Origin of the sequence: Pseudoalteromonas sp. APAL1, assembly GCF_021532475.1 — a bacterium.
In the GTDB taxonomy this organism is placed as follows: domain Bacteria; phylum Pseudomonadota; class Gammaproteobacteria; order Enterobacterales; family Alteromonadaceae; genus Pseudoalteromonas; species Pseudoalteromonas lipolytica_C.
Map to the genome: position 1 here is coordinate 1 of NZ_JAKGAW010000071.1, position 14,856 is coordinate 14,856.

Annotated in this window: 9 protein-coding genes; all 9 read left to right on the forward strand. The window is 35.1% G+C overall.

Translation table 11 applies throughout. The features are described from left to right. Positions 1-791: 791 nt before the first annotated feature. The 9 genes from L1264_RS20275 (at position 792) to L1264_RS20315 (ending at position 14,706) form a co-directional block, all read left to right on the forward strand. On the forward strand, positions 792-1,604 hold the full coding sequence (locus L1264_RS20275; RefSeq protein ID WP_063702798.1) for a reverse transcriptase family protein: 813 nt from the start codon (positions 792-794) through the stop codon (positions 1,602-1,604). A gap of 463 nt (positions 1,605-2,067) precedes the next feature. Further along, on the forward strand, positions 2,068-3,432 hold the full coding sequence (locus L1264_RS20280) for a tyrosine-type recombinase/integrase (protein ID WP_199529282.1): 1,365 nt from the start codon (positions 2,068-2,070) through the stop codon (positions 3,430-3,432). Next, the gene (locus tag L1264_RS20285; protein WP_235404496.1) at positions 3,425-6,694 is read left to right on the forward strand and encodes a hypothetical protein; all 3,270 of its coding nucleotides are present in this window, start codon (positions 3,425-3,427) and stop codon (positions 6,692-6,694) included. Before L1264_RS20280 ends, L1264_RS20285 begins: the two co-directional genes overlap by 8 nt. Then, on the forward strand, positions 6,687-7,829 hold the full coding sequence (locus L1264_RS20290; protein ID WP_235404498.1) for a hypothetical protein: 1,143 nt from the start codon (positions 6,687-6,689) through the stop codon (positions 7,827-7,829). Before L1264_RS20285 ends, L1264_RS20290 begins: the two co-directional genes overlap by 8 nt. Then, positions 7,826-9,991 (forward strand): AAA family ATPase, encoded by a 2,166-nt coding sequence (locus L1264_RS20295; protein ID WP_199529278.1) that lies wholly within the window; start codon positions 7,826-7,828, stop codon positions 9,989-9,991. Before L1264_RS20290 ends, L1264_RS20295 begins: the two co-directional genes overlap by 4 nt. Before the next feature lie 56 nt (positions 9,992-10,047). Further along, on the forward strand, positions 10,048-10,494 hold the full coding sequence (locus tag L1264_RS20300; protein ID WP_199529277.1) for an antitoxin Xre/MbcA/ParS toxin-binding domain-containing protein: 447 nt from the start codon (positions 10,048-10,050) through the stop codon (positions 10,492-10,494). A gap of 289 nt (positions 10,495-10,783) precedes the next feature. After that, a complete protein-coding gene (locus tag L1264_RS20305) occupies positions 10,784-11,812 on the forward strand; it encodes a protein kinase domain-containing protein (RefSeq protein ID WP_199529276.1) in 1,029 nt (342 codons plus the stop codon). A 1-nt stretch (position 11,813) separates the two neighbouring features. Next, positions 11,814-13,277 carry a hypothetical protein gene (locus tag L1264_RS20310; RefSeq protein ID WP_199529275.1) on the forward strand — a complete coding sequence of 488 codons (1,464 nt, stop codon included), beginning with the start codon at positions 11,814-11,816 and terminating at the stop codon, positions 13,275-13,277. 460 nt (positions 13,278-13,737) lie between these two features. Next, a complete protein-coding gene (locus tag L1264_RS20315) occupies positions 13,738-14,706 on the forward strand; it encodes an SAP domain-containing protein (RefSeq protein WP_199527151.1) in 969 nt (322 codons plus the stop codon). Positions 14,707-14,856: the final 150 nt, after the last annotated feature.

The following is a 14,856-nucleotide window of genomic DNA, read 5'->3' on the forward strand; positions in this document are numbered from 1 at the left end:
CAACTGAATCAATAGTCTAATTATATAAATATCAGTATATTAAGTGAACTAAATGTATAGATTAATAGATCATAAGCAGAACATACTTAGACCAAAAGGTGATCAGAGTTTTCACACAGTCTGGGCACAAAACCGACCTCAGTCTCTAACTCATTTTTGTCCAAAAATGAGTTAGAGAAATTTAACACCCTTGTATTGATTAATAAACAAACGCCCCCCATAATGATGTTACTTGGAAAGCGGGAATAATCTCATACTATTGGGAAGCGTTAGTTTCCGAAGGGATAAAACCCTAACCCTTTGCGCGCTTATCCGTTCTTCGTGTCGCCGTATTACTCGTATGACATGTATCAATGAATGACGTGCAGGCCGTTCGGTGAGAAACGAACGGTCTTGGAATCTGGAGGATAAAAACTGTTCTTTTCTCCCGTCCTTAAGTTACGAGTGAGACGGTGGCAATCGCCCCGGTAACCATGAGGATAAAGTTATGTCTAATACAGACGACCCAAGCAAAGAAGAACAGACCCGAATAAAGCGACGTAAAGTCGTTAAACATCTAGTCAAGCCATGTAAATGGCTTACTAAACTCTTGGCTTTCTATAGATTTTATAGATGGGTTGAGGACCCGATAGGCAACTTTTTGGAGTGGCTCGTCGAGGGTGATGGCTCGGGACCTCTAGATAACTATATCGTTGGAGGAATAAAAACTGAGAACACGGAACCGTTATCCCAAAGAACAATCGCCCTTATATAGATTACAGGCAAAAAAGAAGCTAGCCGAGTTACTCGGTATGGACCTTAAAGCCTTACGGAGCTTATCCGAAAACGAAAATAACTTCCGAATATTCACTATTCAAAAGAATGGTAAAAGCCGAGAAGTCCAAGTCCCGAAGCCAACCTTAGAGCAGCTCCACAAGAGGCTATTTAACCTCTTACAGCGAATTGAAACTCCTGAATACCTGCATTCAGGAGTCAAGAAAAAATCTCATATAACGAATGCCATGGCCCACGAAGAAGGCTCCGCGCTGGTCAAACTCGATATTAAGAAATATTACCTGTCAACGAAACGAGAAGCCGTCTATCAGTTTTTCAGGTCCTGTTTATTCTGCTCACCTGATGTATCAAAAATAGTTACAAATCTAGCGTGTGTTAATGGCCATATCCCGACGGGGAGTCCTTTAAGTCAGATCTTAGCGTTCTTTTCGTCTTTGCCGATGTTCGAAAAAATAGGCGAGTTGTCCGCTACTAATCAGATAACCTTTACGGTCTATGTGGATGACTTAACGTTTTCAGGAAAGACTGTCTCAGGGGCTTTTATATGGGAGGTTAAGAAGCTAATACACGGTTACGGTTATCAGTATCATAAAGAGTTTTCTCGCCCTCCGGAAAAGACCAAGCTAGTGACAGGCGTCGCAATTAACGATAAAGGCTTACAGGTCCAAAATAAGCACCATGAAGCGATCCACGAGTTATACGTCGAGTACATCGAAGGACGCCTAAAACCTGAAAACAAGGCGAAGCTACTCGGGATGTTAAGTTCCGCTTCTCAGGTTAGCAGACGTTACGAATCAATCTTTCGGCATTTATTAAGGTTGGAGAAATGATGAATGGTCGGTGAGCCAACTTCCTCTTGTTCAAAAGCGGGTTTGTCTAACTGTATCTTCACAAACAATAATGGTGAGCTAATTTGCTTACCTTTTCAATGTTATGAATTGAGAAGAGAGTTCTTAATTTTTAATACCTTCTCCCCCCCTCCCAATCTATAATTATCATTTTAAACTATAAAAAATCTGATCAATAACATGAAAATACTCTCTTAATTGGCTACTCATTAAAATAATTTCGAGAATTTTTTTACTCTAATCTCACTTACCTTTTCATCTAAGTTAACTAAATTACTTTATAAGCAGTTGTTTTGTTTTATATCTTAATTTTGTATTAATTAACTTCTTTAAAAAATCTGAAAATATCTTTTTTTGTCATAAATATTCTTTTTAATCAAAGGGTTGTAAATTTAAAAGTTGCTGTTATATTTCTTTTTGTCTTCTGTGTTGAGTAGAAATTAGAATGCTTCGTAAAAAATTTTATTTTATTGGAAATAAACTGGATGCTGTTGTGACAGATGAAAGTGGTACTGTTTATCCTTCAATTGCTTTGTATGCTCGTGATTTAAAAAGTCGAGGTTATTCATCAAGTACAATTAAAGTTTATCTTGAGCATATATTACGCTTTCTTAACTATTTACATCGTGCTTATGAAATAGAGTCAGTAAAGAGAATCATAACAGATTCTATTATTGAAGATATTATATATTCATATAATTCATACCTGACTTTCGGTGTTGATTCAGATATTGCACTGGCTAAAAAAATTGCTATAGAAAATAAAAAGAATAAAAATACAGCGTATTCTTCGATTTCAGTTATAAATGCAGCATTAACGAGTTTTATTCAATACTACGAATTAAAAATAGAGTCATTCGAAAACCCAAAAATCAGCAGAATACTCAAAATTCAATATCGTGATGTCACTACTTTTGAAGCAAAAAAAGTAAAGGAAAATAGTTTGCTCGGAGGTGTAATAGCTAAAAGCCCTGATAACCTTAAAAAAGTCAGGCTTGGTATTCTAAAGCGTGTCGTAGACCGGTCGAGAAAAAATGTCAGACACTTTCCTCTTGATTGTATCGCAAAGCTTATTGATGCTGCTACGAGTTACAGAGATAAGACTATATATGCATTCTTAGCAGCCTCAGGTTGTCGAGTCCACGAGTGTCTTCAGCTCACAATATCAGATATCAATCAAATGAATTATGAAGTTGAGCTAAACAGTCCTTGGGCAGATAAGAGCAGGCTAAAAGGGCTTTCAGAAAAAGAAGCCGAGCAACTTTGCTGGAAAGGTAGACAAACGAAAATGACATTTTTAATTGAACCCTTTAAGTCGATCTTTTTTAAAAATCTTGAGAAGTACCTCAGATATGAAAGAAATAATATGATGCCCCATAAATTTATTTTCCAAAACCAAAAGACGGGAAAACCTTATTTCTTATCAGATCGCAGTAGTCGAGAAAAACAATTTAAAAAGCACGCTAGTGTCTCTTGTGATGGAAATATTGAAGGTATTTCAATTCACTCTCTTAGACATAGCTACGGTGTATATACTTTGAATTATCTTCCACTGCCGCAAGGTGACTATGGCTTAAATATATCTTATGTAAAAATTTTAATGGGCCATGCTTCAATTAAATCAACCGAAATATATGCCAAAGCAGATCAGGATCTATTGTTAGCCCAAATTGCTTATGCGAATGAAGAAATGTTTTCGAGAGAAAAAATTAATATTCATGAAATCAGAATTAAATATCATGAAAAAGAATTAAAAAAACTAGAAAAGCTCCTACCCAAAAAAAATAATAAGGAGACTGTAAATGTTTAATGCTACTAATGAGTTAATTTTACTTTTATCTAATAAAGAGTTATCAGATGCTATTCATTTAGCTTTTAGAGATACTTTCAATGTTATACGGGGGGATCTGAAAGTTTCTGCTAGTTCTATTACGACGAAGACTAACAGCAGATGTGCAATTTACAAATTTTACCACAACCACGAGTTGAACTCAGAGCTATTTACTGAGCAATGGCTGCATGATGTATTTGCTATAAGTGATGAGCCTCAAGACTCAACCTCGTTAAATAGTTTTAGAAAGTTCTTGCCTTATATTCCTAATAGTAATCAAGCTGCATTTACCAAAGCTTTTTTTAAGCCGATTAAGTCTGGGCTGAGAGTTTTCTTTTATGCGCTTTATGCTAGAAAAGCTATTTTATTACCTACTTCATACGCATTCCCAAAATCAAGTAAAAACCGTATTTGGTTTGAGCATGCAATAGAGATCTATCCAGAGCTATTAGCGCTTTTCAGAAATTGCTTTATGAATAAATCTTCAAAAATTGATGACTTATCTGAATATTTACCAGATAGTGATAATACTTACTGTCGAGATTATGCATATAAGATTTTCATCGCGTCGACATGGTATACAATTGAAGATATCGATATTGATGAGGTAATCGCGTTTTCAAAAGCTATGTATCAAAAGAAAATCGATGATTCTGCATATCATTCACCGCATTATAGTCTACCGTTTCATCATGTATTAACAACTTTATATCGATATGCACCTGAACGATGTAACTTTGATATAGATAGAATTAGCTTTTTATTAAATACTAATCGCTCTCTCACAATTCATAACATCGATGATTTACTAAAAAATGATAACAATGAAAAAGCTTCGACTTGGATTGAGCTGCAAAGAGCATATTTGAAATATCGAAGTAGAAACTTTATGTCTACTGAACGCAATGATACAAGGGCGCTTGGCCTACTTAATAAATATTTATTTGTAGATTTATTTCAATCTGCTGGAGATAAAGCGGTACCTTCCTGTCCTATAGGTTTTAATCGAATTTTTATTGACGGAAACCAAGATTTTGGTGGAAATATCCCATCATTATTAACTAGCATCAAAGGTAATAATGGTGAATCATCGTATTACAATAACTTAAAATCAATTTCTTTATTTTTTGAGTGGCTCGAAGAGCAAAAAGGAAATGAGTATACATCCGGTTTCATTAACCCTATTTCAAAACTTGATTTTCCTCTCAGCAAAAAAAACAATAAGGGAACGAATAAGAAAATCTTTCCCTCTCGGTGTTTTGCTGCAATTCACTCACTTGTGCATGCACTATGTGAGTTCTTTTATTATTTAATTGACTCGGGAAAGTATGAAAGACAGTTATCGTATCAATTTTCATACTATGATACTCAAAAACTAGGCTTTACTCCCATTTACTATAACAGCGACGGCAAAATTATACCGATCAAAGCAATACCTTCTCGCCTACTAACAAATGTTGTCTCAAAGCGTGACGGTAAATTATATGATTACCCTTGTTTTCAAGGGTTATTTCTACTGGCTGTCGCATTAGAAACTGGACTAAGACATAGACATATCAGATGGCTAGATAGAGATACTTTCGATAAGCATTTAAAAGATGAGACTGATAGTGTTTTGTCTGAGTTAAATTTAGATTCTGATTTTATTGAAGTATCTACAGATAAGGTCAAAAAGTCTGGCTGGACACCTTTCGTCAGCTCGAGAGTTATTAAGCTTTTAAAGCGCTTGAAGTCTTTTCAAGACTCTCTTGATATTGTTGTCCCAGAGTTGGCGTACAACGGCTATAAAAATTCGCCCTACAAAAAAATTCGCCCATTGTTTCACTTGGCCTCTGTCGGCGATAGTAAGCCATTTAGTTATTCTAGAACTGTTACATTGTATCGCAATATTCAATTGTTTTTTGATTTACATGTTGCGATGAAAAAGGTTAATGCTAAGCCTCTTAACCCTTTGCCAGAATCCATGAGTACGTTTAATGATGAGTATAAGAATAATGAAGAGCTATACAGTGACTCTAAAAATCAAGATGACTTAAATTTTCTGGAAGAAATTGCTGTAGGTGATAACTTTGATCAACTCGAAAAAGATTTAATCAAAGATTCTTTTTCTTTAGCGACACATTATGAAACAGATTACACGCCCCACGGTACGCGATCATCTGTCATTAGTGAGAAAATTAAAGTACTGCCGCCTTGGGTTATTGCTGAGTTTATTTCTGGTCATGAATCTTTAGCAGTTTTACATCACTATGTGCAGCTCGATAAAGATGATGTTCTCGAAATATTAGAGAGTCAGTCACAAAGCTTGAGAAATGGCAATATTTCTACAAATGATGACCTGTTTAATTTTCAAAATACAAAAAGTATCGAAGTAAATACTAAGCTGAAAAAGGTTGTTGATACAGAACCGAGTCTAATTAGAGGGGTCTTCGGTGGTACTTCATTTAGTGAGGTTTCCGAATCAGGTAATGGAAAAGTTAAAAGTGGTATCAACTTAATTGATGTAACCCCAACTTCTAATATGTCTTTTATGTCTACGCATATTTGCCCATTTAATGGCCAATGTCCTGCGGACATTCTTTCTGATTGTGGTAAATATAAGTGTGGTCAATGTTATTACTCAATAAAAACAATAGATCATATGCCACGGATTTTAGCTGAAATACGCAAATTAAATAGTGAAGTGAAAAGTTATCAGACTCAAATTAATCTATTGAATAGTGAATCAGAGCGTGATGAATCAAGCATTGATAAACTAGATCGCGAAAAAAATGAAGTAGCAATGGAATTAGCTGCTTGGATTCATACTTACCAAATTTTGCAAATTAAGTACGATGAATTCATAAAAAGTGAAGAATCTCACTTGTCACATAGCAATTATGTTGTTGCTAAACCTTTTATGCTGCACAAGAGCTTTCTTAAAACAACTGAAGAGAGCCCACAGGCCACTGAATTTTTGTTAAGAATGAATGATGCAAAGATGTTTAAAGAGTATTTTACACCATCATTGAAAGCTGAAATTTTACATATTCGAAATCGAATACTCATAAACCAACAGAAATTTGCACAGCTTTTAGCAAATACTGAGTCATTTTGTCTAATCGATGAATTGCGAGGACTTGTCAGAGATATTGCAGAGAAGGAAGGGCTATCTAAGGATGAAGTAATTATTCATTTGAGAAAGCCATTTGAAAATAATAAGTTAAATGGCATCGGGCTGAGGCATCTACAAAATGGCTAGTGGGGCAAATAAGGGGACTAATAGATTCAAGACATCTGTTGATATTAGAGTGCAAAATCGAATAAGTAAGCTTAAGAATATATTAAGCACTTTAAAAAGCTCACATATTGTTTTTGATAACGTAAGTGCTTTGGCAAACTACACTGTAGCAACCTTTAATTCTATGATTGATATTGAAGAAGGTCAGGCAGCATCTACGCCAAAAAAAGGTGAAGGGAAAATAGATCGAACTACTCTGCTGAGAAAAAATGGAAAGTATCGATATTTACTTGATAGCTATTTTGTTAACTCAGAAAAACGTGATTTAACTTCACAGAATGTTCAGCTTTTAACTGAGCAGCTTGAGTTATTAAATCTTCGAAATGAAATTAAAGCTCTTAATAAATTTATTGATCTAAATTTAAATACTGATAGCCAAAACCTTGTTGCTTCGACAAAAAATAAGGGAAACTCAGCTATATTCGAAGATAATAATTATAACCACACGGAAGCCCTTGATGCTTGTCATAAAGTTATAATGTTTATCATTGAAGCTACCGAAGGATTACTAATTTTAGAAAACGAGGGGATAGCTAATGTTATACACCAAGGAAGAGATCGAACAGTTGTTGATTCCAAACTTTTAAAAAAACTAAAATTAAAGACTCACAAGTATTCAAGGGGTATAGCAATGAATAAGGAAAGACTATCTCCTAACGTAAAGGCTAAAATAAATAGAGATAATTATGCGGCATATGTAGCAAATCTTTTGGCAACAAACACTAAATTTCCAGTTAATCAGTTTGGTGACGCTAATATTTCTCTTATTGCCAAAGAGTGCGGTTTTAAGAGAGGAGTGATTCAAAATAAAGAATCTTTAATGGGGCGACAATTTCAATCAGATTTGGAAAGGATTGGGACGGAGGTTTCTCCTACAAAAGAAACAGAATCTAAGCTTGAGGTTCAAGCTAAGAAGCTAACTCAAAATACATCAAAATTGGAAAAAGAATTAGAAAGAACCACTGCCGAAATTGAGCAGCTAAGAAAAGAGCTAGCATTAGCGCAAAAGGAAATCACCTTATTAATAAATCGCAAAGAAGAAAGTGAGTATAAATTTCAACACCTGCTCGAAACAGGCAGAAGAGCATTTTCATGAGAGGCTCCTTTAATGAAACAGTTCAAATCGGAAGTGTCTATGCAGGAAGTTTTGGTGGTGCAATTTTTACAGGAACAGTATTGGGACGAAAATATCCACTCAAGTTTCGCGCAAATTACAAAATACTGACTAGAACTCCAGAGTCAGGAGAATTTTGGTCCATAAAAGGTGAAATAATTCGCACAGAAAAGTATGGAAAGAATGTCATTGTCAGCGAATGCATAATAGTTCCACTTCCAGCAGATAATTACTTAAGTAGCCTTTTAATCAAACATCCTAATTTCAGAGGTATTCACTTAGGCCCTAAAAAAGTAAAACAATTAATAGAAAAAATAGGCTCCAGTCAGTTAGTTCGCTTATTGGATGCGGGTGATTACTCCGTTATTGCAAACACTATAGCCCTGCCTATAGCCAAAGCTCTTTGCTCTAAATGGAATCCCTTGCATGAAGAAATGAAACTTGCACACTTCCTCATGGAAAATCATTTAGATCCTTCTCTTGCGAAGAAAATAATTAAAGTCTGCAAATACAATTCTTTAGAGCGCATTCAGAGTAACCCTTATGGTTTATTAGCCTTCGGTTCAATTACAAAAAACTTCTGGAATGCAATTGATAAAACTGCGCTGCAACTTGGATTCTCCAATGAATCAATAGAGCGAAAAGTTGGGGCTGTTGAGTATGTTTTATATCAGCACTTGATGAATGGCGATACAGCTATGTCAGAGCATCATCTCCAATCAAACGTATCTAGTCTGATAGGCATAGGAAATAGTAAAAATGCGATTGATGAAGCATGTAAAGTCCGTGCCGTTTGCTTCTTTACAAAAGATAAAGAAAAGTACTTTCAAACAGCAGGTGTTGGATATATTGAAGCCCTGTTAGAAGAACAAATCAGTAATCTTAAAAAGCAAAGGTTGATAACACGAGTAAAAGTAAAAGAACTTGTGAGTGCAATTGAACTCTACAGTGTTCAAAATCACAGAGATGTTGGTTATCCGCTGACAAATGAACAGAAATCAGCAGTGAAAATGTCATTAACTAGCCGGATATCTGTTATCACTGGTTATGGTGGCACTGGTAAAACTACTGTACTGAAAGCTGTTGTTGATATTGCTGAACGATTTTCTCGAAACGTTTATATTCTTGCTCTAGCAGGCAAAGCCAAAGAGCGAGCTAGAGAAGCAACTGGACGTGATGATATAACTTTTACAATTCATGGCTTCATCAAACAATTAGCCAATGCTAATACAACTCTGCAAATGCATAAGCCGATCATTATAATTGATGAAGCTAGCATGGTTGATATTTCACTAGCCAGTAGACTTTTAAGACATTTAGAAAACACCAATTTTTCTTTACTGTTAGTAGGTGATACAGGTCAATTAAGCCCTGTTGGATTCGGTTTATTCTTTCACGTTTGTGTAGGCCGATTGCCAACTTCAAACTTAACGGAAGTTCACCGACAAACCCAAGGTAGCCCAATACATCAATTGTCAATGTCAATTCGCAATGGAGTTATCAGTAATATTCCGAAATGGAACAAAGAAGACGAAGGAGTATTTTTTGTTCCATGCGAGCCGAATCAAAAAGATCTTATAAAGAAAATAATTGAAATTTCTAAAACTCATATTGGTCAAGTTATCAGCCCTCATGCTTCTCATTCGATGATTGATAACACCAAAGCTATAAATCAGTCGATGCAGTTCGTGTGCAATCAAGGTGATGAAGATCAAAGCATCAAACTAGGTAGTAGTATTCTTAAAGAAAATGATCCCATAATTGTTACTTCCAATAATTACGAATTAGAGCTATTTAATGGAATGACAGGAAGTATCATTGGTGTTGAATTTCATGAAAATACAGAAAATATTATTGCAGAGTTTAATAATAGAGTTTATACGTTGTCTAAAGATCAATGCTTCGAGTTAGGGATTAATTTGGCGTATGCAATAACTATTCATAAATCTCAAGGTTCAGAGTATGACAATACTATTATTTGTTGTGTTAAAGAGTCTAAGCTTCTGGAGCGTAGTATGATTTATACTGCGCTAACTCGAAGCAAGAAACGTGCAATTTTTGTTGGTGAGTATGAGGTTTTCAAAAGAGCAATTAAGAAATTACCTCGTTCAGAAACGATCATTCATGGGTTTAATATTGATTAATATTTTCGATATGTCGCATATTCATTAATGATAATTTATTGGTAAAGGTAAAATAAATGAAGAATGTTAATTCTCGTTGCGAAAATATACCAGATTTCATTACTGTAATCTCGGATGGTAAATTAACAGCTAATTCAGATCCCTTTGCTGAAATTGCTTTCGTAGAACTAGGAGTCACTCCGAATGCTCTGAATGCTTTCGTCAACATTATTGGTTGGGAGATAAGAGCTTTTGCTGAGGCTATAGGTACAAAAGAGAGAAAATTAAGACTTAATATGGAGCATAGATTAGATAAACAAGTAAGTGAAAATTTAATGGAAATTGCGAAATTATGTGCTTTCGGGACTTCATACTTTGATAGCATAGATATTTGGAATCAATGGTTGAATACACCTCATATTCAATTTAATAGCCATAAACCATATTCAGTTATTCATACAATTCGTGGTCGTGAATTGATAAAAAGTGTTATTACTAAGCTGCGTTATGGCTTTACAGCATAAACGAATTTTATCTTCTCAAAAGCAGTAACCTTTCATATTAGACCTACTCTTTCCTTGATGTAACCTTTTGTCAATTCTATATTTTCATTACAACTTATTGTAAAAATATAATTGTTCATAGTGTTTGATAGCTAATCTATTAAAATTAATGTATCGATTTCATAAGCAAAGTGTGTTCAGATATTTTATAAATCTATTGTTAAGTAATTTATTTACTTGAAAGAAGAAAATAAAACATCATGTGAAGCTTCACATGTATCAGTGCATATAACAGGGAGAAGATTTAAAGATGCCATCAAAAGCACTTGAGGGTCTAGTTACTACTTCTGGTTGGAAAATAGGTAAAATGATAAATACTACATCCGGTACTGGTGGTAATTTTTGTACCCGGTATACAGCTATTTCGCCAGAAGGAAAAATTGGTTTTCTAAAAGCAATGGATTTATCTAAGGTAGCCTCAAAATCACTTACAGAGATGAATAAAACTATCTCCGAGTATTTGTTTGAGCAAAATATTTTAGACCACTGTAAGGACAGGAAATTAACTCGTGTCGTTACTCCATTGGATAGTGGAGAAATATCCAGTCCAGTTTCCTTTCCTCCGCTAAATCGAGTTTTTTATATTATTTTTGAGCTTGCAGAAGGAGATCTTAGGTCTCAATTCATTAATAGTGATATAGAGTCATGGAAAAATGTTTTTAAGTCTCTTCATCATGTTGCTGTAGGAATAAAGCAATTGCATCAGATCGGAATTGCCCACCAAGATATAAAACCTTCTAATGTTTTATGTTTTGAAAATGAGCAGTCAAAAATATCAGATCTGGGAAGAGTAACAGATGCTAAAGGCGAGTCACCTTTTTCGGCATTAAGCTTTACTGGAGATAGATCTTACGCACCAATAGAGGTGCATTACAGAATACCTATCACAGATTTTATTGATCGGAGATTATCTGATGTTCATATGTTTGGAAGTCTGATATATCACGTCATTTCAAAGGCTCAAATTACCCCTGTGTTGATCGAAGAGTCTAGACTTTTGATGCCACATATAGATCGTGCAACATATGAAGAGGCATTACCTTTTATAAAATCAGCATTTGCGACCATTATAAATAGGTTTAGAGAAGATTGTGCGACTTTGTTTGGAAAAGAAATAGCTTCTGATTTAGCTGAAATGGTGAACGAGTTATGTTACCCAGATCACCTTATAAGAGGGAATGGGAAATATGCACATAAAGTGATGAGGCTTTCAATGGAAAAGTATATTAGCAAAATGGCAGGTGTACTTAGAAAGTGTCAAATTAAGGGGATCCAGTGATATGGCTCATAACATATTGATGATGGACAATAGACAGCTCATCCCTCGCTGGCATACGTCGAGAAAACTTTTTAGATTTAATTACCCTACAAAAAATATTGTTCGCAATGAAGGACTTTTTGAAGAAGATTTCTGGTTTAAGAAATCCGTTGAACTCTGGAAAGCAGAGCGCAGTATACCGAATGCTATAGATGTTTTTGTTAGGTTTATTCAAGCTGATGAAAGAAATCACCCATTATATCTAGAAATTAACAGAATTTTACTTGATAACTATGAAACTTTACCTAATTCAGTTAAGCATCTCGTTTGTCCTGAACTGAGAATGTTGGATAATTATAATTCATACTCTACAGATGCAGGCAAGGTTAGGTTAATTATTCAAAAGCTTAAGAAACTCGTTCATTTTAACCCGAGGGATTCTTTAAGTTGGATGGATTTAGGCTTTTATTACTCTATATTAGGCGAAATGAATAAAGCAATGCATTCTGTTGATGTTGCGAAAAATATTGATCCTAACCATGCCTTTATAGCAAGGTCTTACGCTAGGTTTCTCGTTCATATTGGAGACCCTGAGCAGGCATCGTGGTATTTGAAAAATCGACCAAATTTGAATTCTAATCCATTAATAATGAGTGCGTATACGGCGATATCTAGCGCATTTGAAATTCGAAACCCAAGCATTAAAAAAGCTGTATCGTTGATAGATAATTGGGGTGGTGATAATGCGATGGTTTCTGAATTAGCAGCTTGTGTAGGAACAATAGAGTTTAATAACGGTTCTATCAAAAAAGCGAAAAAGCATATTCAAGTAGCACTGACAGATCCTTCTGAAAACGTTATCTCTCACGTTCACTGGTTACACCATAAACATAACATAACTTTTAAAAATATGCCTCATCCTTCAGAATCAATAGAGGGGGGGGTTAATGATTTATATCAAAAGAAAAAATTTGAAGAATGCAGAGGCAAACTTATTGATATGCATCAATTTCAGCCGTATAGCGCAGGCCCAATAGTAGACGCTGGTTATTTAAGTATTGCTGCACTTGACGACCCCAATTTCGTTATTCAATTGTCCGATAAGAGAATACCTCATTCCCATATGAGATTTGGGGAGCTCAATAACCTGATAGTTGCTAAATTACTTTTAAAGCAAACAAAAAACCTTGATGTTGATTTGAGGCTTTTAGCAAAAAGGGTTGACGTTGAAGATACTAATTGTTCTGCAACATTTAAAGCAACCATAGGAATGGCTTTCATGGAAAGCGGGATGATTGTTGAAGGTAAAAAGCAATACGATGAGTCTATAGAAATGCTAGCTCGAAAAGGTTTATACCGCTCTCTTTGTTTAGCTAAACATTTTTATGCGAAGCAAGTTGAGAGATACGATAAAGATAAAGCGCAGCAATTGAAATTAGACGCAATTAGACTAGCCAAAAAACATAATGTCTTAGAAGTTTGCTAGTTAATGAAGTGAGCAATTAAATTGGTAATTACAAACGTTATAAGTTAAGTATGCACTTTTGGTGCATACTTAACTTTAGTTCAGAAACACGTGCTCATCTTTCTTAAATCAATGCATCAGAACTGTTTGCTAGCTACAGTCAGTATTGGTTTTAAGTCTTTTAATACCACATAACGGTTCAAGTCTGGGAGGGGCCACCATTTTTATAAACTTCCCAAGTAAAGACCTACTAACAGAAATTACCCTGTGCTACCTCTGTGCTACTTTTAGTATAGCGGAAAACATCTCTATATGTTGGATATGATTAATTCTTACCTTTACTGAGCGTCAGTTCTAAGCTGGAAAGCTTGTTGCTATATGATTGGACATTGTTTTGCTTGATAGTAGTCAACATTCAGGTAAATCATTTCTCCATCAAGTAAATGCTATAATATTCATCGTTCTAAGCAATAGGAAGCGAATGATGGATACTAACGAATACTACTTTCTAAAGAGCTTTTTAAAACCTAAAAGCTTATCGAAAGTGTTGAGTATGAGAGAGTGGACTAGTTACTTAGGCCGTGATGCAAAGCTCGCTTTAAATAAATTTGAAAAAGAGGGTGTTTTACAGTCAGCTAATACTCAGGAAATTGTCACAGCGACTTATTCTGCTCCAAAGTTAAAAAAGATTTCTCACAACCTTAACCTACCAACTTCTGGTACAAAACCTGTTTTAGTTCGCAGAATATTGGAAGTAGCACCAAATTATTTCAATGGTAATTCATTAGAACATGATTTTTTGGTTTGTTCCTGTGAGGGAGCGAAACAAATTGAAGCTAAAGGAAAAATCATTAAAAATGAAATGCTTGCTGCAATTAAGCTTTCAGTACATGCAGCTCTAAATAGAAACTTTGAAGATGCTTTTGAGCCAGTTAGGAAATATCAACTGAGTTTACCATTTCCATCAGGCTTAGGAGTTGACTGGTCTAATTATGGTGGTTCAAGAGAGGTTTTTATAATTAATAATATTCTTGATGATTGGCCACTCATTCTTTCTGAGATACAGCCTGATTTAAAGCCTCTAGTGCGTCAAGGAGCAATTAGTATGTTTCTTTGGGGGTTAAAGCTGGGTGATGAATTAAGAAAGAAATTAGCTAACAATGGAACTCACTTGGACCCTGATTGCGTATGTCGCATGATGTTATTATTTGCACAAAACAAGTTTCGTATATTTGATGCTAAATTAAAGTGTCAAGAGCTTGGTATGCCGTATATTTTGAAAACTATACGGTTCGAAGGGGATTTTTGCTCTGCATGTGAAAAGCATAGAGTTGGGGATTATAGTCTAAGCGAAGTGCCTGAAATTCCGTTAGCTGACTGTCGGTGTAAAGGTGGTTGTACCATATCACTACCTGAGGCTCTTGATATGAACAAAATTACTACAACGTGAAAGACCTCGAAGGTCAGTTAATGTGTAGTAGTGTGATTACCAAGGGATACTGACGGTATAAGTACCAAGCGATTTTGACGTAATCACACTATCAATGTTGCCGAGCTTCGGCAAGTTTTGCTAACCGTAACGCAGTCGTATTCATATTTT